The sequence below is a fragment of the Saccharothrix australiensis genome, assembly GCF_003634935.1.
Taxonomy (GTDB): domain Bacteria; phylum Actinomycetota; class Actinomycetes; order Mycobacteriales; family Pseudonocardiaceae; genus Actinosynnema; species Actinosynnema australiense.
Map to the genome: position 1 here is coordinate 7,389,874 of NZ_RBXO01000001.1, position 26,094 is coordinate 7,415,967.

The following is a 26,094-nucleotide window of genomic DNA, read 5'->3' on the forward strand; positions in this document are numbered from 1 at the left end:
GCTCATGGCCCCCAAGAACCCTGGTGGGAATCCGGGCTCCGCCACCCCTCCCCCGCCGCCACCACCGCCGCCCGTCGGCGGGCCGACGAGCGGCGGGCCGACGGGTTCCTCCGGGTTCGGCATGAGCAGCACCGCGATGGAGAACCTCCAGAGCAAGGCCGGTGACTTCCAGTCGCGGCTGAACGCCATCTCGAACGGTCTCCGCGGCCTGCACCTGGGCCCCAACGCGCTGGGGCCGATCGGGTTGTTCGCGGTCCCGCCGCTGAACAACTCGACCACCAACTCGGTCTCCCAGGTGGAACGGGCCGCCACGACGTTCGGGAACGTGCAGGCGGGGTTGAAGGCGACCCACCAGACGCACGTCCTGACGGACCGGAACAGCCACCAGGAGTTCACCAGGATCAACCCGGACTCGAACGCCCAGCGCCCGCCCGGCCAACCCGGCGGCGGGCCCTCGGGCGGGCCGAAGACGGGCGGGCCGAAGGTCGCCGAGGTCCAGGGGCCGAAGGGCGGTGGCGGGCCGAACGCGCCCGGCGGGCCGAAGGGTCCCGGCGGGCCGGCGGTCGCGCCGCCGAAGGGGCCGAAGGGCGGCGCGGGCACCGGGCCGTCCGGCGCGCCCAAGGGTGCCGGCGGGCCGTCCGTCGGGCCCATCACCGGGCCGCAGGGCGGAGCGGGCACCACACCCGGCAGTGGACCCAAGGGCACCGGCGGACCCGGTGTCGGGCCGATCACCCCGCCCAAGGGCGGAGCGGGCACCACACTCGGCAGTGGACCCAAGGGCACCGGCGGACCGGGCGTCGGGCCGATCACCCCGCCCAAGGGCGGGGCAGGCGCGGTGCCCGGCGGCGGGTCCAAGGGCACCGGCGGCCCCGGTGTCGGACCCGTCACCCCGCCCAAGGGCGGGACGGGTGCCGTGCCGGGCATTCCCAAGGGAGTGCCGGGCGGTCCCGGCGTCGGGCCGATCACCGGGCCGCAGGGCGGGGCCGGTGGCGTGCCGGGCACCGGCGCTCCGGGCGTCCAGCCGCCCGCCGGGGCCGGTCAGCCGGCCGGGGGCAGGGGCGGCGTGCCGGGCGGCGTCCCCGGCGGTGTGCCGGGCGGCGTCCCCGGCGGTGTGCCGGGAGGCGTGCCGGGCGGGGTGCCCGGTGGCACGCCGGGTGGCACGCCGTTGGCACCCGGTGCGAAGACCGCGGTGGGCGGTGCCGGCGCGGTGGCACCGCCGGTCGGCGGCGCGCCGTCGTCGCCGAGCACCGGCTCGACGCCCCCGGCCGCCGGTGCGCCGATGGGCGGCGGCGCGCCGGGCGCGCCCGGTGGCGCGGCGGCGGACCGGTCCAGCAAGTACACCGGCGGACCGGGCAAGGGCGTCTTCGACGCGCCCGCGCCGCCGACCGGCAACGGCTCGATCACCAAAGCGCCCACGGGCACGGCGTCCACACCGCCGCCCGCGCCGAAGGCGACCCTCGACGGCACGACCCAGCCCAAGGCGACCCCGCCCGGCGGCGGCGCGAACCCGCCCAAGCCCGGACCACTCGGCGACGGCCCGACCTCGCCCAAGCCCGGACCGCTCGGCGACAACCCGCCCACGTCCAAGCCCGGACCGCTCGGCGACGGCCCCTCCACGCCGAAGACCGGCGCCACCCCGGTGAGCCCCTCCGCGCCCCCGGCCACCACGCCGAAGGCCGACCCACCGCCGGCGCAGCACCCCACGACGTCCGCGACGGGCAGAACCCCGACACCCGCCGCGACGCCGCCGGGAGGTGTGCCGCCCGTCGGCACACCTCCAGTCGGCGCTCCCCCGGTCGGCGCGCCGCCCTCGGCCACGCCCGGCGGCCACGACCGGTCGAGCAGGCACGGTGCGGACCCCGCCAAGGGGGTCTTCGACGCGCCCGCGCCCAAGACCGCCGACGGCACGATCAGCAAGGCGCCCGCGTCCTCACCCTCGACACCACCGCCCGCGCCCACGCCGACCGGCCCCGTCACCGCGAACCCGGCCACGCCCACACCGGCCACCGGCGGCCCGCCCGGAGCGAACCCGCGCGGCGCCAAGTCCGCCACCGGCGGCACCGACGCCGCACCCGCCGTGGTCACCCCTCCCCTCACGCCCACGCCGGCCGTCCACCTGCCCAACGCGCCCAAGAGCACGGGCAAGCCCAAGTTCGGCATCAGGAACCCGTTCTCGTCCGGCGGCAAGGCCAACCCGAAGCCGGACAACGACATCGAGCTGGGCCCGGTCGGCAACCCGGAGGCGAGCACCAGCACGGCACCCGCACCGGTCACCACCGACACGGCGGTCGCACCGGCCCCGCAGCACACGGTCGAAACCCCGACCGAGGCCACGACCAGCGAAATCACCACCGAGACCAACACCGAGACCAACACCGCGACCGACACCGCCGCGAACGCCAACCCCGGCGGGAACCCCGGCGCGAACCCGAACCCCAACCCCGCGCCCGACGTCCTGCCCTCCCTGCCCCGCCTACCCGACTTCCTCCGCAAGGGCCAGGCGCTCGGCACCGCCGCGGTCACCGGCGTCGACGGCGCGGCGCAGGTCCAGACCTCCATCCAGGACCTGTTCCCCCGCGGCACCACCGTCCCCCAGGCCGACCTGGACCGCATCGGCGCGGCGCTCACCGGGAACCTGGAGACGTTCGTCGGCGGTGGCCGCAAGTTCCCGATCAGGGTCGGCAACAAGTGGTTCGAGGTGAACGTCGAGGCGAAGCTCGGCCCACCCGCCAACCCCGACACCGCGATCACCCCGAACGTCCCGACGAAGGTCGACTTCACCGCCAACAGCACCGCCACCGCGACCACGACGACGACCCTGTCCACCAACGGCGAGATCGGGGTCGGCGCCACCGCCGGCCAGCTCGTCGGCGCGTACGGCTCGCTGGGCGTCAAGGTCGGCCTCGCCCGGCCGGCGGTGTCGACCAGCGTCCAGACCGCCGCGCAGGACCAGCGGGCGATCCGGGCGGGCGGCCGGTCGACCACCGTCACGCTCCCCGTCACGTTCGACCTCTCGCTGACCGACGCCAACGCGCCGAACGCCGAACCGCGCAGGCCGGACACCCCGCCGACCGGGACCGCCACGCTCCAGATCCCCAACGAGCTGGTCGAGCTGTCCGACCCCGGCCCGGTGCAGAACGAGCCGAACGCCGCGCTGGTCGCCAAGATCGAGCACCACGGTCCCGAGGCGGTCACGATCGACCGGCCCGGCGAGGCGTTCGACCAGGTCGCCGCGCTGCTGCCGCCGTCGGTCACCAAGATCGGCGCACCGGGCCGGACCGCGTTGCAGGACTTCCTGAGCCCGACGACGATCCGCGACAACTTCGGCGCGCTGCTCAACGGCTGGGTGACCTCGCCGAACCTGACCAGCCCCAACGCGTCCTACGCGGGCGCGGTCCAGATGAAGGCCACGCCCACGAGCGTGCGGCTGGTCGGCACCAACAGCGGCTCGCAGCTCCGCCTGCACGACATCGCCACGACCAGCACCGGCGCGACGGCGAACACCAAGAGCGGGTTCGACGTCACGGCGGGCCTCGGGTACGGCGCGAACCCGCCCGCCGGGCTCACCGGGGCGATCGGCGCGGTCGGCGGGTACGGCGCGAAGGTCACCGAGACGACGAACGCGGGCACCAACGTCGGCAACCGGGCAGGCGTCCAGGTCAAGAGCGACATCGGCCTGTACGAGGTGAAGGCGGACCTGGAGGTCCGCACCGCCAACGGCAAGGTCGAGAACATCCCGGTGACGACGTACGTGCGCGTCGGCCTGCCCGAGGCGCAGTTGCAGAAGCTCCCGACGCCGGAGGGCACCACCGACGTCGGGCCGAGCACCGCGGGCACCAAAGTCGCGCCGCCGTACCTGGCCGCGGCGCTGGCGGCGGGCAACGTCAAGGTGGGCGAGTTCGCGAACTCGCACCAGGTGCAGCAGCAGGTCGAGGCGCAGCTCAAGCAGCTCCCCGGGTTCGGCGACTTCCTGCCGGACTGGGACGACGAGGCGGGTTCCCCGGTCGTCGGCAAGGGACCCAAGAACTTCGCCGACGTGGTGGCGAAGCTGGACAACCAGCGCAAGCTGGACTCCGAGCTGTCGCCGACCGCCCTGCGGGCGAAGATGGACAGCCTGCTCGGGCCGGGCATCGACGTCCAGCTCAAGCACCAGGGCCGCTTCACCAACGACTTCGTCAACATCAACGTCAAGGCCACGCTGTCCCAGGAGGCGCACCTCGGGCAGGTCGCCGACCACAACGTGCGCGGCTGGGCGGGCAGCGGTCCCCGGCTGGACAGCTCGACCACCACGCAGAAGGGCTGGAACGCCGGCGTCGAGGGCAAGCTCGGCGGCAAGGGCGACGTCGGCGCCGCGACCGTCGTCCCGGTGGGCACCGCCGGTGTCAAGTACAGCAGCAACACCGCGGTGAAGACGACCGCCGGCCCGGCGGTGAACAGCTCGGGCTTGAACGCGGGCGGCGCGAACGCCCAGGTCTTCAAGTACGACGCCAAGTTCGACATCGAGATCACGCGGTTCAGCCGGAACCGGGCGTGGGTCAAGCGGATCACCGTCGGCTCGCCGCACCTCCAGGTGCCGACGCCGCAGGTGGTCGCCAAGACCGGCCCGCTGCCCGAGGGCAACCCCGGCGGGATCAAGCAGATCCCGGACATCTCCGGTGACGTGCACCTGTGGGCGTCGGACAGCTCCACGATCGACAAGGCCAAGCTGACCGACGAGAGGGCGGCCGAACTCCGCCCGCGACCGCCGGTCGACGTGCCGAACGTCGCGCAGCCGAAGAGCCTCAAGGACTGGTTCACCGGCGGCACGCCCACGCCCGCGCCGGAGATCCTGCACGTCGAGGCGTTCGCGAACACGCACGCGGTCAAGCAGAAGGCGATCGAAACGCTGAACCGGGCGGCGGGCGGCGACTCGTCGCTGTCCGTGCCGGGCACCCCCGCGCGCAACCAGATCGACCGGATGTTCAGCCCGGAGGCCATGAAGGCCAACCTGACCAGGATGGTCGAGACCGGTGTGCAGGAGGGCGGCCTGAAGTACGGCCGCCGGATCGCCGACCGGACCGGCGCGATCGGGGTCAAGGTCGACCTGGGCACGCCCGAGCTGGTGTCGGTCGCGGACAAGACCAGCACCGAGAACACCACGAGCGGCGGGTTCAAGGCCGCGGACAGCCAGGCGGACGGCAGGTCGTGGGAGGCGCAGGTCGGCGTCAACGTGCCCACGCGGCCGGTGGCGAACCCGACCGGTCAGGGCGGCGTCGGCGTCACCGGCAAGAAGACGCTGTGGTCCAAGACCGAAACGTCCGGGGCGGAGGTCGCGGGCAACGTCGACCGCGTCAAGAACACGCCCTCGGGCGTCCGCACGGTGCTTTTGCGGTTCAACCCGACGGTCACGGTGGTGGCGGAGAGCCGCGCCGGCAACACCGCGCACAAGGGCGCGCCGTCGACCGTCGCGGGCGCGGTGCACCTGCCGGGCGGACTGTTCGTGCGGGTCAGCGAGCAGACGGCGATTGACCTGGGCGCACTGGTGGACCCGTCCGCCACGCCCTCGCCCACGCCGCCCACCGAGCCGCCCTCGACCGGCCAGGGCACGCCCGACCCGGACGCGATCACCCCCGCGCCCGAGCAGAACACCACCGACCCGGACGCGATCACCCCCGCCCCGGAGCAGCCGAGCGCACCACCCGCCCCCGGCTCGCAGGCGCGGTTCCAGCCGCCCAGCACGTTCGACCCGGCCAAGCCCGGCTCGATGGGCCTCGGCATGATCGAGACGATGCCGCCCGAGCTGTCGCAGCTCGTGCCGAACCTGCTGACCGACCTGAAGAACGCCGAGCTGGACCTCGTGCCGGACTCGGTGCTGGACGACTCGATGAACAGCCTCCAGCGCCTGCTCGACCTCGGGTCGCCGACCAGCGTCAAGTCCCTGATGGACAGCGCCCTCGACGGCGGCGTCCCGCTGCTGGTGCACAAGCCCGGCACGTTCGGCAAGGACTCCTACCAGGTCACGCTGAAGGCGCGCATCGACGGCGCGCCGAAGTTCACCGGCGTGGCCAACGACGGCATCGACGTCGAGCACATCATCGCGGGCAGCACCAAGTCGTCGACCGGCGCGGGCCGGTCCAGCGGCTGGGGCCTGGGCCTCAAGGTCCCCGGCGCGGGGCTGCCGAACAGCGCCGACCAGAACCTGTCCGGTGTGGCGGCGGGTGCCTCCGTCGCCGTCAACACCAGCCAGTCCACCACCACGAACGTCACCGACGCCACCGCGAGCCAGGTCGGGCACAAGCGGGTCGGCGGCGGGCCGGTGGCGAAGTTCGACGTGCCCATGACGTTCGACCTGGTGGTCGAGAAGGGCACCGGGGGCAGGCCGCTCGCGCAGGGGTCCGTCACCGGCAACGTGGGCGTGCGGCTGCACGCGGACAACCTGAAGATCGCACCCGACGCACCACCGGCCGACCGGAACCCCGCCACCCCGAGCCCGGCCGGCCCGAACCCGACCGACGCCACCGCGAACGCCGGGGGCTCCACCACCGCGAGCCCGGCCACCGACACACCCGCCACCGACACACCCGCCACCGACGCCACGACCACCCCGAGCCCGGCCACCGACGCCCCGGCGACCACCCCGCCCGCAGAGACCGGCCCCACCACGCGCCCCAAGACCGACGCCACCGACGCCGCGATCCAGGAGTGGCGGCAGGCGGGCAACCCGGTGTCGCTGCCGCCGTCCGCGTCGGTGGAGACCTTCCGCGGCGCGAAGGAGCTGCGCAGTGCCGTGATCACGGCACTGCGGGAGGCGGACGCGAAGACCGGCCTGACGCACAAGGGCACCGGCTCGCTCAACGCCCTGTACTCCGCGCTCAGCTCGGAGACGCTCCAGCCGCACCTGCCGGGCATGACCGCCGGCCCGCTGAGCGTCCCCGGCCTGCACGAGGCGAACCTGACCACGGGCAAGCACGCCGACGTCAAGGTGTACGCGAAGCTGGTCAACCCGAGGCTCGCCGGGTTGAGCCTGGGCGTGAAGCTGGAGAACCCGTCCAGCACCACCACCTCGACCACCAGCGACACCAAGAAGTCCGAGAGCAACGACGTCGTCGTGGGCGGCGTCACGGGCGCCTTCAAGTCCGAGACGCCCGGCACGACGTTCAGCACGCCCGGCATCGAGTTCAAGCACGGCGGCGAGGTCGCCGACACCGAAACCGTTGGCACGCAGCACAACCAGGTCAACGACCTCAAGCGGGACGGGCTGACCGGCCTGGTCGAGTTCGACGTCGAGTACCGGATCGTCGCGGACCTGGGCAAGGGCCGGATCGGCGTGGTCGACCTGCCGGTGCCGGGTTCCGCGCAGGTGCGGGTGCCCGAGGCGCAGGCGCTCGACCTGCTGGGCACGCAGGTCGCCCCGGACGCGAGGACCGGGCTGGACACGCGCTTCAAGGACCTGGCCACCGCGCAGAAGGACGTCAAGTCGGCCGCCGACGCCTGGCGGCAGGCGGAAGTCGCCATCGACGCCGCGCGGCACCGGGCGCAGGACGCCGTGCTGGAGATCCCGGCCGACCGCCGCCAGGCCGACGCCGACCTCAGGACCGCGCAGGACACCTTCCTCGCCGCGGTCACCGACCTCGACACCGCGCTGAGGAAGCTGGACGAGCTGACCGCCGAGGTCGGCGACGCCGAGGTCGCGGTCACCGACGCCGCCGCCGGGCTCGACGGCGCGAACGCGGACCTCGACCTCGCCGAACAGCACCGGGACGCGGCGGCGAGCGCGCTCGACGCGGCGCAGCGGGACGCCGACGCGGCCACGCAGGACCTCAAGGACCTGGTCGCCGACATCGACACGGCCACCAAGGACGTCGAGGCCGCTCAGCAGGCCGTGCGGGACGCCGAGCAGGCGCTGGACGCGCCGACCACCGACACCCCGGCGGAGCCCGACGGACAGGCCCGAACCGAGACACCCCAGTCCCAGCTCCAGTCCCAGTCCCAGCCGGCACCCGACCCGGCCCGGCAGGCGCGGCTCGACCAGGCCAGGCAGTCCCTGGAGCAGAAGCAGGGCGCGCTGAAGGACCTGCGCGCGCAGGTGCCCGGAGCCGCCGGCAAGCTGGCGGACACCGACGCCGGGGTGGAGTCCGCGCGCGACGAGCTGACCGCCGCCGACCACGCGCTGACCGACGCGCGGAACCGGGTCGACGAGCAGAACCGGCGGCACGCCGAAGCGCTCGCCGAGCTGGAGGCCAAGCGCCGGGAGCTGGCGGACCACCAGGCGACCGTCCAGCCGGCCAGGGACGCGTTCGGGCAGGCGCAGCAGGGCCTGGACGCCGCGAACGCCGCCAAGGCCGAGGTCGAGGGCCGGGCGCGGCGCGTGGCGGAGGAGCTGCGGGCCGCGCTGCCCGGCCTGCGCGCCGACGTCGACGCCAGGAAGCAGGCGTGGTTCGACGCCAAGTCGGCGGTCGACCAGCGGATCGGGGCCTTCAACACCGAGTTCGCGCCGCCGCCGAACCCACCGCGGAACCCCGACCCGACCACCACACCGCAACCCGCGCCACAATCCCAACCCGCACCGCAGGTCCAACCCGCACCGCAGTCCCAACCCGCGCCACAGGTCCAGCCCACCGCCACCCCGCCGGCGGCCCCGGCCACCGCGACGAACCCGGCCGCGCCACCGACCGCGACCACCCCACCGCCCCCGGCCACCCCACCGCCCCCGACCACCCCACCGCCCCCGACCACGCCGCCGAGTGCCGACACGGACAACACCACCCCCTCGACCACACCCCGGCAGCCCGACATCACGCGGCACGGCCCGCACCCCGTGCTGGACGACCCGAAGTGGCGGCACAGCACGGCGTCGACCGCGCCCTGGTTCGCCCCCGACGCCCCGGCCTCCCCCGACGCCATCACCAAGGCACGCGCGAACGCACCCGTCACCTCCCGCGTGCGGGGCGAGGACAGCGGCGTGATGTCGGACTCGGTGGTGACACCGGGCCGGATCGTGCTGAACCGCTGGACCAGCCCCATCGCCTACGACGTCCGCGACCTGGACGTGAACGGCGTCCGGGTCAAGGACTTCACGGTCAAGCTGCACCTCGACCCGAACGGCAACGCCGACCCCAAGCAGTTGGACGACCTCAAGAAGCGCACGGCCCAGGGCGTCCAGGCGTTCTTCAACCAGGGCAACCGGTTGGCCACCGGGCCGCAGTTCCACGTCACGGTGGAGTTCACCGACGCCGCCGACGCGCACAGCACCATCACCGTCGGCGAGCCGGACGGTCGCGCGAACCAGTTGAACTGGCCGGTGGACACCGACCCGAACCGGCTCGCGCACGAGGTCGGGCACTTCCTCGGGCTGCACGACGAGTACTTCGAGCCGGACCAGGTCAAGCCCGTGCTCCAGCACCAGCCGGGCAAGGGCCGGGTCGTCGCGGACGACGGGCTCATGACCGACGGCATCGACCAGGGCACCGCCTCCCTCAAGCCGCGGAACCTGGTGCTCATCGAGAACCGGTTCAACACGCTGGGCTCGGTCAACCCGCAGCCCACCCAGTCCACAATGGACGGAGGAGCGCACGTGCCGAACGCGCCGCGCTTCGTCGAGCGCGTCCGGTCCTGGATGAACCCGACCACACCGGCCGGAACACCCCAGCCGCAGGCACCGGCACCGGCCACCGACACCCCGGCCACGGTCACCCCCGCCACCGACCACACCGCCACCGACAACCCGGCCACCGACCACACCACGACCGACGACAACCCCGCCACCGACAGCCCGGCCACCGACGACACCGCGACCACCACCCCGCCGAGCGTGCTGCCGAACGTCTCCCTCCCCGCGTTCTTCCAGGAGAACAAGGCGCTGGGCACCATCGCGGTCAAGGACGTCAAGGGCGTGGACCACCTGGTCGAGTCGATCACGGGGATGCTGCCGAAGGCGGACGGCGTGACGCCGGTGGGCGTCGACCGCATCGGCCGGCAGGCCACCGCGAACCTCGAATCGTTCCTCGGCGACGGCCGCACGTTCCAGGTCCAGGTCGGCAAGCTCTGGTACGACGCCACCGTCAAGGCCGAGTTCGGCCAGGTCACCGCGCCCGGCGCCGCGTCGCCCGCCAAGGTCGACAGCCGGGTCGACAGCGGCGCGACCACGTCCTCCACGACGGCGCTGACCACGGGCAACGACCTGTCCCTCAGCGCGACCGCGAGCCAGGGCGCGGGCGTCTACGCCACGGCCGGCGTGAAGGCGCCGCTCTCGACGCCGGCCACCTCGGTGAGCACCACCTCGTCCGCCGTGGACGACCGGGAGGTCCGGGGCGGCAACTCCTCCACCAAGCACGAGGTCCCGGTCACCTGGACCGTCACCCTCACCGACGCGCAGGGCGTCACGAGCGCTCCCCAGCAGGTCGCGCCCAACCCGGACGACCCGTTCACCGCGACCCTCCAGGTACCCGACGACCTGCACCGGCTCACCCACACCGACAACGACTTCGGCACGGCGACCGACCTGCGGGACACCGGGTCGCTGGTGGAGTTCCTGGTGCCCGAGGCGGTCGTGGACGTCGACGCCGACGCGTTGTTCCAGGCCGTCGCGGCGGGCGTGCACCCCTCGGTGACCAAGCCGGGCGCGGACGGCCGCACCGAGCTGAGGGACTTCCTCAGCGGCACCAACATCCGCGACAACCTGCACGTGATGTTCCAGAACTGGGTCACCTCGCCCAACCTGGCGAGCCCGTCGGCAAGCTACGGCGCGGCCGTGCAGATGCGGGCGCACCTGGTGGACGCGCAGCTCGTCGGCGTGCACGACAGCGCCCAGTTCCGGATGCACGACACGGCCACCACGAACACCGGCGTCACCTCGTCCACCAGCAAGGGCGTCGAGCTGAGCGGGGCGATCGGCGGCGGTGTCGGCACGCCGGGGCCGAAGGTGGTGACCGGCGGCGTCACCGGATCCGTCTCCCGGAAGACCACCGAGACGTCGGCCGCGGGCACCACCGCGGTCAACCGGGCCGGCATGCAGGTCGGCGGCAACACCGGCCTGTACAGGGTGGGCATCGAGGTCGAGGTGCGCACGCCGTTCGCGCCACCGGCGCAAGCGGACGGCTCCGCCACACCGGGCCCACGCGAGACGACAGTTAAGCGTATGGTGTACGCGTACGTGCGGGTGGGCCTGCCGGAAGCCGCCGCGCACGGCCTGCCCGTGCCGCCCGGCACGCAGGCCGACATCGTCAAGCCGGGCACGGCGGACACCCGCGTCGAGCCGCCCTACCTGACCTCGGGCGTGGCCGCGGGCAACGTCCGGGTCGGCAAGTTCACCCACGCCGCGGACGTGCAGGCGCAGGTGGAGAACGCCCTCAAGGCCCTGCCGGGCTTCGGCGGCTTCCTGCCGGAGTGGTCGGCGACGGGCAAGCCGATCTCCAGCGGCAAGAACTTCGCCGACGTCGCGGAGCAGCTCGACAACCAGCGCAAGCTCGACGCCGAGCTGTCGCCGACGGCGCTGCGGGCGGAAATGGACAGCCTGCTCGGCCCCGGTGTGCAGGTGCAGCTCAAGCGCCGCGGCCTGGTGCACAACCACTTCGTCAACGTCACCGTCCGGGCGAAGCTGAAGCCCGCCAAGCACCTCGGCGAGGCGGACAACCGCCAGGTGCGCGGCCTGTCGTCGGCCGCGCCGAAGCTGGAGAGCGCCACCACGACGTCGAAGGGCAAGAGCGTCGGGTTCGAGTTCCGCGGCGGGCCGAACATCCGGCCCACCGGCTCCAGCCTGACGCCCACCCTCACCCTGGGCGTGAAGCAGTCGACCACGTCGTCGGTGAAGACGACCGCCGGCCCGACCGTGAACGACGTCGCGCTCAACGTCGGCGACGCCAAGGCCCAGGTGTTCGCGCACGACGTCGAGTTCGAGATCGAGATCACCGAGTTCACCCGCGAGCGCTCGTGGGTGCAGCGGGTGGTGCCGGGCGCGCCCCAGCTCCAGGTGCCGGACGCCAGGACGGTGGCGCGGACCGCGCCGGACGACACGCACACCACGAACGACACGGACACCCGGAACGACGCGCCCGCGCCCGCGACCGGGAAGAAGGCGCCGCTCACCATCCCGCGCATCCGGGGCGAGGTGCACCTGTGGGTGCCGGACGGCTCGACGCTCCCGGTCGGCTCGAAGGACTTCACGCCCAAGCCGCCGCAGGACGTCGCCGTGCCCCCGACGACGATCGGCTCGCTGCTGAAGAAGGCCGGCCCCGGCGTCCCGACGACCGCACCGGCTGCGACCGGCACGAACCCCGCGACCAACCCCACGACGCCCGCCACGGACAACGCGACCACCGCCACGAACCCCGCCACGGACAACGCGGCACCCGACCACGCCGCACCCGACCACGCCGCACCCGACCACGCCGCACCCGACCACGCCGCACCTGACCACGCGGCACCCGAGAACACCGCCCCGGACACCGACACCGACCCACCGGCCGAGTTCCCCGTCACCAGCCACCCGACCTCCTACGACTGGCTGCACGTGGAGGCCGTGGCGCACGCGGAAGCGTTGCGGGACAAGGCCATCGCCCTGCTGGACGAGGCGGCGGGCAAGGACTCGTCGCTGACCGTGCCCGGCACGGTGTCGCGCAACCGGATCGACCGGCTGTTCAGCCCCGAGAGCCTGAAGGCCAACCTGCGCAGGATGTACGAGAACGGCCTGGTCGAGGACGGCCTGCGGTACGACCGCCGGGTCACCGACCGGACCGGCGCGATCGGCCTCAAGGTCGAGTTCGGCAAGGCGACGCTGGTGTCCATCTCGGACACCACGCCGACCGAGGTCTGGACCGGCGGCGGGTTCAAGGCGGCCGAGACCGACACCGACGGCAAGTCCACGGAGTTCAACGCCGCCTTCGGTTTCACCGGCAAGCCGACGGGCAACGCGCCGCAGGGCGGCGGCGCGTTCACCGCCAACGCCAAGTGGACGCCGTGGTCGGAGTCGTCCGCCAAGACCACCGAGGTCGGCGGCAACGTCGACCGCAAGCTGGTCCGGCCGGCCGGTGAGCGGACCGTCCTGGTGCAGCTCGACGCCACGTTCACGGTGGTCGGCGAGACCCGCTCCGGCAACGCCGTCGTGCCCGGCACGCCGCACGCCAAGGCGGCGGGGCTCAAGCTGGAGGGCGGCGTGTTCGTCCGGGTCAGCGAGCAGATGGCGCGGGAGATGGGCCTGCTGCCGGACGCCGGCGTCACGCCCGCGCCGATGCCCGACCGGATGGCGCCGCCGAAGCGGCTCACGCCGGACCAGCCCAGTTCCCTCGGCCTCAGCCTGGTCGAGGACGTGCCGGACATGTCCGAGGTGGTCGCCGACCTCGTCCGGCAGGTGAACGCCGACACGAAGGGCAGGGTCGGGCCCGGCCTGATCCCCGGATCGGTGCTCAAGGACTCGATGCGCAACCTGCGGCGGCTGGCCGACTTCAGCTCGCCGACCAGCGTGAAGGCCCTCATCGACAGCGCGATGGACGGCGGTGTTCCGCTGCTGCTGCGCCAGCCGGGCACGCTGTTCGGCAACGACACCTACCAGGTGACGCTGAGGGCGAAGGCAGGCGACCCGGAGTTCCTGGGCGCGGTCAACGACGGTTACGACATCGAGCACATCCTCACCGGCTCCACCAAGAACACCGAGTCGGCGACCGAGGGCTCGTCGTGGGGCGTCGGCGGCAAGGCGGTCGGCCTGCACCTGCCGGACGTGAAGGACGGCGGGTCGCCCTCGGTCGGCGGTTCCGCCGGCGCGTCCCTGGGCCACGGGAAGAGCAAGACCACCACCGACACCACCGCCCAGCAGTTCGGCCACAAGCACACCGCCACCGGTCCCGCCGTGCGCTACCGCGTGCCGATCGGGTTCGAGCTGGTGGTCGAGAAGGGGACGCGGAAGGTCGCCGAGGCGACCAGCCAGGCGAAGTCGCCCATGACCGTGCGGCTGCACGCCGACAACGTGCGGGTCGAGACCGACGACACCGGCAACCACCGGCCGTACCAGGAGCCGACGCCCCGGCTCCGCCGGGCCCCGGAGGACGCGGCGACGTGGCAGCAACCCGTCCCACCCACCCCGGACACCCCGACCACGCCCACCACCCCGGACACGCCCGACGCCCCGGCAGCCGCCACCACCCAGGCCACGCCCACCGACCAGACCACCCCCACCACCCAGACCACCCCCACCACCCAGACCACCCCCACCAACCCGGCGACGCCCACCACCCCCGCCCCACCCGCGAACGCCACCCCGGCCCCGAACACCACCCCACCCGCCAGGCCGGTGGCCGTGCCCGCCGGCGCGTCCGTCGAGGGGATGCGCGGGACGGACGCGGTGCGCAACGCGGCCATCACGGCGCTCACCGAAGCGGGCGCGCGCAAGGGCCTCACCGGCAAGGGCACCGGGTCGCTCAACGCGCTGCTGTCCACGCTCAGCTCGGAGACGCTCCAGTCCATGCTCCCCGGCATGACGACCGCGCCCCTGGAGGTGCCGGGCCTGCACGAGGCGGCGCTGGTCAACGCGCAGCACGCGAACCTCAAGGTGTACGCGCGGCTGCTGGAACCCAGGCTCGACGCGCTCAGCGACGGCGTGAAGCTGGAGAACCCCACGTCGACCACGCGGACCACCGGCGCGGAGGTCAAGCAGACCGAGTCCGGCGACGTGACGGTCGGCGCGCCCGCCTTCGGCTACAACAAGAAGGCGGTGGACGGCCAGGGCGTCGAGGACCTGCCGCGCTCGGTCAACTTCTCGTCCACCGGCGTGGAGCTGAAGCACTCCGCCGAGGACGCGACCACCGATGCCGGCCAGCCCACCAGCGGCACCGCGAAGAACCTCAAGCCGTCCGGGCGCACCGCGCTGGTCGAGTTCGACGTCGAGTACCGGTTCGTCGCCGAGGTCGACGGCAAGGAGGTCGTCTACGACCTGAGGGTGCCCCGATCGGTGGACCTGCGGATGCCGGTGAGCGACCTGGAGTCGGTGCTCGGCCACCCCCTCGACCCCGACCTGGCCACCGCGCAGAGCGGCGTGCAGGCGGCCGCGAAGACGTGGCGGGACGCGCAGGTCCTCGCCGACCGGGCCCGGCACGGCGTCCAGCGGCTGCTGATCGACCAGGTCGAGGCGAAGCAGGACGTCGCCCGCCTGCGCGACCGCGAGGCAGCGGCGCACGGTGCCGCGCAGGCCCGGCGGGCCGAAGCCGACGCCGCCCGCGGCGGGTACGAGGCCATCCGGGCCGAGTACCCGCAGCTGCACGAGTCACCCGGCCGGATCGAGGCGCTGGACGAGGCCCGCGCGCAGGTCGAGGGCTTGGTGCCGGAGATGGAGGGGGCGGCACGCGACACGGCGGCCGCCGTCGAGGCGCTGGAGACCGAGTTCGCCGACCTCACCGAGCAGGGCGACCGGCTCCGCGCGGAGCTGGAGCGGCTCACCGCCACGGCGGCCGGCACGCCTGCCCCGACCATCCGGGTCACCGCCCTGACCGACCGGCTGAACCAGGTCACGACGCGGACCACCGCCATCGCCGACGAGCTGGTCGACCGGCGGCAGGCCGCCGCCGAGGCCGCCGCGGAACTGGCCGAGGCGCGCCGGGACCTGCGGGAGTACGCGGACGAGTCGGCCCGGCTCACCGCCGAGCTGGAGGCGCTGCGAGCCGTCGCGGAGCCGCGCCTGGACCAGGCGCGCACCGAGTGGCAGCAGGCCGAGGGCCGGGCCGCGCAGGCGAACGACCTGCTGGCGGACGTACGACAGGAACTGACCGAGGCCCGCGCGGTCGACACCGGCCTGCCCGCGCGGATCGAGGAGGCCAGAGCGGACCTGCGCGACAAGCAGGCCGCGGCCGACCAGGCGCAACGCGCGTGGTGGGAGGCGAAGAAGCAGGTCGACCGCCTGATCTCGGAACAGGGCAACCCCCACACCCCACCCGCACCCGCACCCGCACCCGCACCCGCACCCGACATCACCCCACCGACGGACACCCCACCGGCCGACACACCACCGGCCGACTCACCACCAGCGGACACCCCACCGGCCGACACACCACCAGCGGACACGCCACCCCCTCCGCCACCCCCGGCCGGCCCCACACCCCCGGTCATCACCGTGACCACCCCCGACGGCATCACCACGACCGCCACCCCGGACGCCGACCGGAACGACGCCGAACGCGACCCGGCCATCCGACAGGCACGGGACCTCGCCGACGAGCGCGACCGGCCGGTGAACCGCGAACAGGCCGAACTCCAGCGCCGCGCGCAGGAACCGGTGAACGACCAGCGGGCGCGGCGGCAGCAGCTGATCGACCAGTTGTCCCGCACCCAGGAGCAGGAGCGCAGGCAGGTCGAGGCCGAGATCCGCGACCGGCTCAACCGCGCGCCGGGCTCGTTCGACCCGAACCAGGCGTGGCAACGGCTGCTCGCCGACCAAGCCGCGGCGCACCAGGCGTTCGTGCGGCAGATCGACCTCGACCAGCAGGCCGGGCGCAGCGGCCCGCTCACGCCCCCACCGGCCGCCTACCGGGAAGTCCACGCCTACCTGACCGCCCACCCCGGCACGCAGGCCACCGTCACCGTCACCCGCACCGACGGCACCAGCCACATGGTCAACGCGTGGCACAACGGCCGATCCGTCACCTTCTACAACCCCCAGACCAACACCCCGGCCCTCTTGGAACCCGCCCCCGCAAACGTCACCTTCCAGGCCCCCTCAATCCCCCACCGTCCATCCCGGAACGTGACCCACAACACACCCACCTGAGCAACAAAAACCCCATTCAGGTGAATTGATCCAGCCCTCCGGACCCGCACCGCGAGGCCGCGTCGGCCTGTCACGCCTCATTTCCCGCCGATCACGCTTTTCCGATCGGCGGGAAATCAGGCGCGATGGGCCGACTTCCGGGCGGCCGAGCCGCCGAGGCGAAGCCGAGGCAATTCAACACTGTTCTGTCGCTCACAGACGGCGGCGGCCGTTGGGTCGCGCGCAGCGCGCAGGTCTAGCATCCCAGAGTCAAGGTCCCCTCAGCACAGGGAACCAGTCCACCACTGACGCTGGAGGCCGTTGCGCATGGCCGGCACCACCGCAACCGAGCGGTCGGGCACCTCCCGAGGAGGCGGCACGCTCTACCGTGGCGATCTGGGCATGTGGTCCTGGGTCGCCCACCGCATCACCGGTGTGTTGACGTTCTTCTTCCTGTTCGCGCACGTCCTGGACACCGCCCTGGTGCGGGTGTCGCCGGACGCGTACGACAAGGTCATCGAGACCTACAAGAACCCGATCGTCAACCTGTTCGAGGTCGGCCTCGTCGGCGCGGTGCTCTACCACGCGCTCAACGGCATCCGCGTGATGCTCGTCGACTTCTGGGCCAAGGGCACCAAGTACCAGCGCCAGATGCTCTGGGCGATCCTCGCGGTCTGGGTGCTCGTGATGATTCCGGGCGCCTACTTCATGCTGGTCCGCACGGTGTCCGACATGTTCGGGGGTCACTGACCATGAGCGAGCTGACGCTCGACAAGCCGCGTTCGCCCCGCCGCCCCGCCGCGCGCCGCAGCAACGGCGAGCTGTACAGCTGGCTGTTCATGCGCATCTCCGGCGTGGCGCTGGTGGTGCTCGTGCTGGGCCACCTGTTCATCATGAACATCCTCGACGGCGGTGTGCACCGCATCAACTTCGGGTTCGTCGCGGGCCGCTGGGCCTCGCCGTTCTGGCAGTTCTGGGACCTGGCGATGCTGTGGCTGGCGCAGATCCACGGCGGGAACGGCCTGCGCACGGTCATCAACGACTACGCCCGCAAGGACGCCACCCGGTTCTGGCTCAAGGTGCTGCTCTACGCGTCGATGGTGCTGATCGTGTCCCTCGGCACCTACGTGATCTTCACCTTCGACCCGAACATCACCGACTGATCGCCGCGGGGAGTACCTCGAAATGCAGTTCCACAAGTACGACGTCGTGATCATCGGCGCCGGCGGCGCCGGGATGCGCGCGGCGATCGAGTCCGGCCAGCGCGCCCGCACGGCGGTCCTCACCAAGCTCTACCCGACGCGTTCCCACACGGGCGCCGCGCAGGGCGGCATGTGCGCCGCGCTGGCGAACGTGGAGGAGGACAACTGGGAGTGGCACACCTTCGACACGATCAAGGGCGGCGACTACCTGGTCGACCAGGACGCCGCCGAGATCATGGCGAAGGAGGCCATCGACGCGGTCCTCGACCTGGAGAAGATGGGCCTGCCGTTCAACCGCACGCCCGAGGGCAAGATCGACCAGCGGCGGTTCGGCGGGCACACCCGCAACCACGGTGAGGCGGCCGTGCGCCGCGCGTGCTACGCGGCCGACCGCACCGGCCACATGATCCTCCAGACGCTGTACCAGAACTGCGTCAAGCACGGCATCGAGTTCTTCAACGAGTTCTACGTGCTCGACATCTGCCTGACCGAGACGGCGGACGGCCCGGTCTGCACGGGCGCGGTGGCGTACGAGCTGGCGACCGGCGAGATCCACGTCTTCCAGGCGAAGTCCGTGGTGTTCGCGACCGGCGGTTTCGGCAAGGTCTTCAAGACCACGTCGAACGCCCACACGCTGACCGGCGACGGCATGGGCATCGTGTTCCGGAAGGGCCTGCCGCTGGAGGACATGGAGTTCTACCAGTTCCACCCGACCGGTCTCGCGGGCCTGGGCATCCTCCTCACCGAGGGCGCCCGCGGCGAGGGCGCGATCCTGCGCAACGCGTCCGGCGAGCGGTTCATGGAGCGGTACGCGCCCACCATCAAGGACCTCGCGCCGCGCGACATCGTGGCCCGGTCGATGGCGCTGGAGGTGCTGGAGGGCCGCGGTGCGGGTCCGAACAAGGACTACGTGCTGCTGGACTGCACGCACCTGGGCGCCGAGGTGCTGGAGACGAAGCTCCCGGACATCACCGAGTTCGCCCGCACGTACCTGGCGGTCGACCCGGTGAAGGAGCCGGTGCCGGTCTACCCGACGGCGCACTACGCGATGGGCGGCATCCCGACCAACGTGCACGGCGAGGTGCTGCGGGACAACGACCACGTCGTGCCCGGCCTGTACGCGGCGGGCGAGTGCGCGTGCGTCTCGGTGCACGGCGCGAACCGCCTGGGCACGAACTCGCTGCTGGACATCAACGTGTTCGGCCGCCGCGCGGGCATCGCCGCCGCCGAGTACGCCAACGCGCACGAGCACGTCGAGCTGCCGGAGAACCCGGCCGCGCAGGTCGAGGCGCAGGTCGCGCTGGTGCTGTCGGAGCACGGCGAGGAGCGCGTGGCGGACATCCGCACCGAGCTCCAGGCCACGATGGACGCGAACGCGTCGGTGTACCGCACGGAGGACACGCTGAAGCAGGCCCTGCACGACGTGCAGGCGCTGAAGGAGCGCTACCAGCGGATCACCGTGCAGGACAAGGGGAAGCGGTTCAACACCGACCTCCTGGAAGCCGTGGAGCTGGGCTTCCTGCTGGAGCTGGCCGAGGTCCTGGTCGTCGGCGCGCTGGCGCGCAAGGAGTCCCGCGGCGGGCACGCCCGCGAGGACTACCCGAACCGCGACGACACGAACTTCATGCGCCACAGCATGTACTACAAGCAGGGTGAGGGCCTGTCGGCGGACATCCGCCTGGACTACAAGCCCGTGACGTTCACCCGGTACCAGCCGATGGAGCGCAAGTACTGATGACCGCTACCGCTGAAGTTTCCACGGGCTCGCGCGGCGCGCAGCCGCCGGTGCCGGACGGCGCGATCACCGTCACCCTGAAGGTCCGCCGGTTCAACCCGGAGGTCGACGACGAGCCGCGCTGGGACTCGTTCGAGATCCCGGCCCTGCCGTCGGACCGCGTCCTGAACCTGCTGCACTACGTGAAGTGGTACCTGGACGGGACGCTGACGTTCCGCCGCTCGTGCGCGCACGGCATCTGCGGGTCGGACGCGATGCGGATCAACGGCGTGAACCGCCTGGCGTGCAAGGTGCTGTTGAAGGACCTGCTGGCGGGCGGCGGCAAGCAGACCACGATCACCATCGAGCCCATCAAGGGCCTGCCGGTGAACAAGGACCTGCTGGTCGACATGGAGCCGTTCTTCGAGGCGTTCCGGGCGGTCAAGCCGTACCTGATCACCTACGGCAACGAGCCGACCCGTGAGCGGGTGCAGTCGGTGGCGGACCGCGAGCGGTTCGACGACACCACGAAGTGCATCCTGTGCGCCTGCTGCACCACGTCGTGCCCGGTGTACTGGACCGAGGGGTCGTACTTCGGCCCGGCGGCCATCGTCAACGCCCACCGCTTCATCTTCGACTCGCGCGACGAGGGCGCGGAGGAGCGGCTGGACATCCTCAACGACGTGGACGGCGTGTGGCGCTGCCGGACGACGTTCAACTGCACCGACGCCTGCCCGCGCGGCATCCAGGTCACCAAGGCGATCCAGGAAGTGAAGCGCGCGCTGCTGTTCAAGCGCGTCTGAGCCGAGCACGACGAGAGGGGCGGGGCCACCGGGCCCCGCCCCTTTGTCGTCGTCGCCAGAAAACCACTCGCACCACCAAAAGCGGTAAGCGTACACCAGACGCCAATGATATGCGTACGGCATACGCCAACTAACGATAAGCGTACAACATACGCCAACTGTAGGCGTACGACGTACTCCAACGACGGACACGGCGGAAGCGAGGCCGCGCCGGGCTGTTCCGGCTGCCGCGCCGCCGGATTGAGCAACCTGAAACCATCCGGCCTGCCGCGCCGCCGGGCTGAGCAACCTGAAACCATCCGGCCTGCCGCGCCGCCGGGCTGAGCGACCTGGACCACACGAGCGGCCACCGCGCCCCCGCGCCGCCACCCAAGCGACCTCAACCACCCAAGCGGCCACCCCAGGCCGCCACGCCGCCACCCAAGCGACCTCAACCACCCAAGCGGCCACCCCAGGCCGCCACGCCGCCACCCAGGCGACCCCAACCACACAAGCGGCCACCCGCCCCGCCGCGCCCACCCCGCCGCGCCCAGGCCGCCGCGCCGCCACCCAAGTGACTGAACCGCGCGGTGGCTATCCGGGCTGTTGCGTCGCCGACTGGGCCGCCTGCGCCGCCTGCGCCGCGCGTGCGGCCCGCGCCGCCTTCGCCCGCCGCGTCCGCAGGTACATCACCAGCGCCAGCACCACGCCGAGCCCGGCCACGGCCGTGATGGGCCCGCCCACGGTGCCGAACGCCGTGGACATGGCGGCGTTGCGGGTGTCCGTGGTCTCCGCCACCTCGCCCACGGCCGCGCTGGTAGGCGTCGGCTTGGGCTCGACGGTCTTCTTCTTCGTCTGCGGCGCGCCGTCGACCAACCGGCCGACCGGCTCGCCCGCGGGCAGCTCGAACCCGTAGTCCAGCAGGTTCGCGGCCTGCTCGGTCATCCGCAGGGGCTGCTGCTGCCCCCGCAGCAGCACCACGACCAGCCGGCGACCGTTCCGCTCGGCCGCGCCGACGTAGGTGTGCTGGGCGTCGTCGGTGAACCCGGACTTGCCGCCCAGCGCGCCCTCGTAGCTGGTGAGCAGCTTGTTGTCGTTGATCACCGGCACCGTGCCGACCCCGCTGGCGGCGGGGAAGTCGATGCGCTGGGTCACCACGGCCTTGGCGAAGTCCGGGTACTTCATGGCCGCCCGGAAGATCAGCGCCACGTCGTAGGCCGACGTGCTGGTGCCCGGCGCGTCCAGCCCGGACGGCGTCACCGCGCGGGTGTCCAGCGCGCCGAGTTCGATCGCCAGCGCGTTCATCTTGCGGATCGCGCTCGGTAGGCCGCCCAGCCGCCGCGCGAGGGCGTGGGCCACGTCGTTGCCCGACGCCATCACGAGGGCCTGGAGCAACTGCTCCACGGTGTACTCGGCGCCGTTGCGCAGGCCGACGCACGTGCACTCCTGCGCGATGTCGTCCTCGGTGGCGACGACGGTCGCGTCCGGCGCCAGCTCCTTCGCGACGACCATCGCCAGCAGCACCTTGATCACCGACGCGGGCCGCTGGCGGCCGTGCGGGTCGTAGGCGGCCAGCACGGCACCCGAGTCCATGTCGGCGAGCAACCAGCTCCGGGCCGTGATGTCGTCGGGCAACCGCTGGGCGTTGGCGGGCAGCACCAAGCCGCACTCGCCGAGCCGGTCACCGCCCACGGGGTTCTCGGGCACCTCCAGCGGCGAGGGCGGCTTCGCGCCGGGTGGCACCTGTTCGGACGTGTCGACCGCCGGGGGTGGTGACACCCGGTTATCGCACGGGGCGGGCTGCGCCCGCGCCGCCGAGGCACCGAACACTGCGGTGGCCATCAGCGTGCAGGCAGCCAGCACCAGGGCAACGGGTCGTCGGGACGCGGGGGAAGGCACCCGTCCAGGCTATCCACCCCGGTTGAGTGACGTGCACCCGCCACGTCCGATACTGCATCCGTGAAGCTCTCCCGTGGCATGTCCGTGTTCCTGGTGGCCTTCGGGGTGTGGTCCTGGGTGATCTGGCCGACCTTCCTGCGCAACATCTGGAAGGACCCCCGCTCGTGGGACGCCGGCCCGACCGCGTTCTTCACCGTGCACCTGGTGCTCGTCGTCGCGTCCCTCACGTTCGGCACGGTCATCGGCGTGCTGGGCGTCCGCGGCCTGCGGGCACTCCGACGCAAGTAACCACCACACCCTTTGGAGGCTCCGCCGTGGAGTTCGTGCGCCTGTTGCTGGTGTTCCTGCACCTGCTCGGGATGGGAATGCTCGTCGCCATGTTCTTCGTCCAGATGCGGGTGGGCAAGGACGGCCCGCTGAACAAGGGCTGGCTGCACGGCGCCGGGCTCCAGCTGCTGACCGGCGTGGCGCTGGTCGCGCTGGCACCGCTCACCGACAAGGAGTACGACCACTTCAAGATCGGCGTGAAGCTGCTGGTGCTGGTGGTGATCGCGGTCCTGGTCGCGGCGAACGTGAACCGGCAGAAGGTCGCGTCCTGGCTGACGCCCGCGCTCGCCGGGCTGGTGGTCCTCAACGTGGGTGTCGCCGTCTTCTGGACGTAGGCCGCCCGCGCGAGCGGCGACATCGCGACGACCCGCGCGAACCTCCGACATCGCGACCCGCGCGAACCGCCGACGTCGCGGGCGCACGGCCGGGCGCGGCCACGTCAACGCCCGCGGCGCGACCTCCCGGACGTGCCCCGGAACAGCGCGCCCAGCAGCACCCCCGCGCCGACCAGGCCGGCGGCGGCGCGGGGGCTCGGCGCACGCCGCACCTCCACGACGGGGCGGATCACGGCGGGCGGCGGGGGCGCGGGCAGGTCCTTGAGCACGTTCTCCCGCGCGGTGGCCGTCCACGCCGTGATGAACAGCAGGAACTGCGCCACCAGGTTCGCGAACACCAGCACGCCGATCACCGGACCGAACGCCGCGCCGGCGGGCGAGGACGTGACCACTGACAGGTAGATCGTCCCGACCAGCTTGAGCAGCTCGAACCCGATGGACGCGGCGGCGGCGCCCTTCACCGCGCTGCGCCACCCCACGGGCCTGCGCGGCAACTTGGCCAGCACCCACAGGAACACCAGCCAGTTCGCCACCAGCGCCAGCGCGATCGTGCCGACCTTCAGCACCGCCTCGGCCCACCGCACGCCGTCCAGGCCGACGAACTCCAGCACCAGGTGCGCGAACCCGCTGCCGACGGCGGTCAGGCCGAACGACACCACCAGCGCGAGGCCCAGGCTCAGCAGCGCCAGCAGGTCCTTCAGCGCCGTCTTCAGGAACGGCAGGTCCTCCTTGGCGTGGCCCCACTGCGCGGTCAGCGCGTCACGCAGGTTGCTCATCCACCCCAGGCCCGAGTACGCCGCGCCGAGCAGGCCGAACACGCCGACCGTGCCCTTGGACTCGACGGCCTGCTTGACGACGTCGTTGATGGTGTCGCCCAGGGTGCCCGGCACGGCGTCGGCGATGCCCTCCTTCAGCTCGTCCAGCAGCTCGGGCTGCGAGGAGAGCACGAAACCGGCGATGGCGAACCCGATCATCAGCATCGGGACCAGCGACAGGACGCTGAAGTAGGTGACGGCCGCGGCGTAGTGCGCGCCGTACTGCTCGCTGTAGCGCTGGGCGGCGCGCAGCAGGTGGTCCAGCCAGCGGCGTTCGCGGCGCAGCCGGTCGAGCTTCGACTCCTCGGCGTCCGCCCGGTCCGGCCCGGTCCGGGCCGCTTCGGCCGCACTGGGCCCCGCCCGTCCGGCATCCGCGCGACCCGCGCCCGCCCGGTCCGGCCCGCGCCGGTCCGTTCCGCCTTGATCCGTTCCGCGCCGGTCCGAACCCGCCCGGCTCGACCCCGACCCGCCTGCGCCCGACCCGCCTGCGCCCGACCCACCTGCGTCCGACCCGCTCGCGCCCGACCGACCGGCTCGACCCGCGCGACGCGAGCCCGCTCGGGCCGGTTCGATCCGGACCGGTGCCGGGCGCGCCGGCACCGCTCCTCGCGCGGACCCTGGCACCCGCGCCGACTTCGGCTCCTCCGCCACGGGAGAACGTTAAGCGGAAGGGTGATCAACCGCCACTCGGCGGGGTGATCAGCGGGCGGGCAGGAAACCCACGCGGTCGTACACCCGCGCCAGCGTCCGCCCGGCCACGTCCCGCGCCCGCTCCGCGCCGCGGGCGAGGACCTTGTCCAGCTCCGCCGGGTCGGCCAGGTACTGCCGGACGCGGTCCTGCACGGGCGTCACGAACTCGGTGAACACCTCGCCGAGGTCCTTCTTCAGGTCCCCGTAGCCCTTGCCCTCGTACGCCGCCACCAGGTCGTCGACGGTCCGCCCGGTCAGCGCCGAGTAGATCACCAGCAGGTTGCTGACACCGGCCTTGGCGGCCGGGTCGTAGGTGATCTCGCGCCCGGTGTCGGTGACCGCCGACCGGATCTTCTTCGCGGCCCGCTTCGGGTCCTCCAGCAGCTCCACCACACCGGAGGGGACGGACTTGCTCATCTTGGACGTCGGGTCCTGGAGGTCGTAGATCTTGGCGGTGTCCTTCGGGATGTACGCCTCGGGCAGCCGGAACGTCCTGCCGTACCGGCTGTTGAACCGCTGCGCCAGGTCTCGGGTCAGCTCCAGGTGCTGCCGCTGGTCCTCGCCGACGGGCACGTGGTGCGCCTGGTACAGCAGGATGTCCGCGGCCTGGAGGATCGGGTAGGTGAACAGGCCGACGCCGACCTGCGCCTCCTGGCGCGCCGACTTGTCCTTGAACTGCGTCATCCGGCCGGCCTCGCCGAACCCGGTCAGGCACTGGAGCACCCAGCTGAGCTGGGCGTGCTCGGGCACGTGGCTCTGCACGAACAGCGTGGCGTGGTCCGGGTCGATGCCGAGCGCGAGCAGCTGCGCCGCCGAAACGCGGGTGTTCTGCCGCAGCGTCTTGGGGTCCTGCTCGACCGTGATGGCGTGCAGGTCGACCACGCAGTAGAACGCGTCGTGGGTGTCCTGGAGGGTCACCCACTGCCGCAGCGCGCCGAGGTAGTTGCCGAGGTGGAACGAGCCGGCCGTCGGCTGGATGCCGGACAGGACGCGCGGCCGGGCCACCGGCGCGTCCGAACCCGCGCCACCGGGACCCGCTGCCCCGGAACCCGCGCCGGCGGCGTCCCCGGAACCCGCGCCGGCGGCCGCGGCGCTCCCGGCGGGGGAACCCGCGCCCCCGGTGCCGACGGCCTCGGCGTCACCCGCGGCGGCGCGCCCGGAATCCACGGCGGAATCCACGGCGGTGTTCAGGGCGGAGTTCTCAGCGGAGTTCTCAGGAGCCACGGCGCGATTGTCCCAGGCGGATCAGACGCCCGTGGGAGCGGGCCGGGTCGCGGGCTGCGCGGCGGGCAGCGCGGCGGCGGCCTCCGACAGCGCGACGGCCGCCCCGGACAGGGCACCCGCCTCCGGCTGGGCGCCCGCCACCGCGCCGTCGGCCTTGGCGCGCTCCACGGCGGCCCGGCGGCGGCGGACCAGGCCCGCGACCAGGCCGACCGCGCCGAACGCCACGGCGGCCACGCCGACCGGCGTGTTGACCGACGACGCGCCGAGCGCGCCGGCGCTGGTGCCCGCACTCGCCACACCTGTCGCGGTCAGGGACGACACCGCACCCACGACCACACCCAGTGCTGCACTGCGACCGCGCACTGCCCAGCCTCCTCACCAACACCGCGTCACCGCTGCGG

The 26,094-nt window shown here is 72.8% G+C and carries 11 protein-coding genes; 7 read left to right on the top strand and 4 right to left on the bottom strand.

The window, feature by feature from the left end:
* The first annotated feature begins 121 nt into the window (after positions 1-121).
* From C8E97_RS31515 to C8E97_RS31535, 5 genes are all read left to right on the top strand, one after another.
* Positions 122-16,726: a hypothetical protein gene (locus C8E97_RS31515; protein WP_121009452.1), complete on the top strand. Its 16,605-nt coding sequence runs from the start codon at positions 122-124 to the stop codon at positions 16,724-16,726.
* 306 nt (positions 16,727-17,032) lie between these two features.
* Positions 17,033-17,455 carry a succinate dehydrogenase, cytochrome b556 subunit gene (gene sdhC, locus C8E97_RS31520; protein WP_121009455.1) on the top strand — a complete coding sequence of 141 codons (423 nt, stop codon included), beginning with the start codon at positions 17,033-17,035 and terminating at the stop codon, positions 17,453-17,455.
* Positions 17,456-17,457: 2 nt separating this feature from the next.
* The gene (locus C8E97_RS31525) at positions 17,458-17,868 is read left to right on the top strand and encodes a succinate dehydrogenase hydrophobic membrane anchor subunit (RefSeq protein WP_121009458.1); all 411 of its coding nucleotides are present in this window, start codon (positions 17,458-17,460) and stop codon (positions 17,866-17,868) included.
* 22 nt (positions 17,869-17,890) lie between these two features.
* Positions 17,891-19,642 (top strand): succinate dehydrogenase flavoprotein subunit, encoded by a 1,752-nt coding sequence (sdhA, locus tag C8E97_RS31530; RefSeq protein ID WP_121009461.1) that lies wholly within the window; start codon positions 17,891-17,893, stop codon positions 19,640-19,642.
* On the top strand, positions 19,642-20,424 hold the full coding sequence (locus tag C8E97_RS31535; RefSeq protein ID WP_121009464.1) for a succinate dehydrogenase iron-sulfur subunit: 783 nt from the start codon (positions 19,642-19,644) through the stop codon (positions 20,422-20,424). Before sdhA ends, C8E97_RS31535 begins: the two co-directional genes overlap by 1 nt.
* 573 nt (positions 20,425-20,997) lie before the next feature.
* Here C8E97_RS31535 and C8E97_RS31540 read toward each other — a convergent pair.
* Positions 20,998-22,302, bottom strand: a complete 1,305-nt coding sequence (locus C8E97_RS31540; RefSeq protein ID WP_121009467.1) for a D-alanyl-D-alanine carboxypeptidase family protein — start codon at positions 22,300-22,302, stop codon at positions 20,998-21,000.
* A gap of 60 nt (positions 22,303-22,362) precedes the next feature.
* Here C8E97_RS31540 and C8E97_RS31545 point away from each other — a divergent pair, with 60 nt between their 5' ends.
* Together C8E97_RS31545 and C8E97_RS31550 are read left to right on the top strand one after the other, a co-directional pair.
* Entirely contained in the window at positions 22,363-22,590 is a 228-nt protein-coding gene (locus C8E97_RS31545; protein ID WP_121009470.1) for an SCO4848 family membrane protein, read from the top strand.
* Between the two features lie 26 nt (positions 22,591-22,616).
* Complete coding sequence (locus C8E97_RS31550) at positions 22,617-22,964, top strand: hypothetical protein (RefSeq protein WP_121009473.1); 348 nt, start codon at positions 22,617-22,619, stop codon at positions 22,962-22,964.
* Positions 22,965-23,068: 104 nt separating this feature from the next.
* Here C8E97_RS31550 and yhjD read toward each other — a convergent pair whose 3' ends face one another.
* The 3 genes from yhjD to C8E97_RS31565 all read right to left on the bottom strand — a co-directional run bounded on the left by yhjD (position 23,069) and on the right by C8E97_RS31565 (position 26,056).
* Positions 23,069-24,064, bottom strand: coding sequence for an inner membrane protein YhjD (yhjD, locus tag C8E97_RS31555; RefSeq protein WP_121012810.1), 996 nt, complete (start codon positions 24,062-24,064; stop codon positions 23,069-23,071).
* Between the two features lie 414 nt (positions 24,065-24,478).
* Positions 24,479-25,474 (bottom strand): tryptophan--tRNA ligase, encoded by a 996-nt coding sequence (gene trpS, locus C8E97_RS31560; RefSeq protein WP_121012812.1) that lies wholly within the window; start codon positions 25,472-25,474, stop codon positions 24,479-24,481.
* A gap of 240 nt (positions 25,475-25,714) precedes the next feature.
* Positions 25,715-26,056: a hypothetical protein gene (locus C8E97_RS31565; protein ID WP_147455285.1), complete on the bottom strand. Its 342-nt coding sequence runs from the start codon at positions 26,054-26,056 to the stop codon at positions 25,715-25,717.
* Positions 26,057-26,094: the final 38 nt, after the last annotated feature.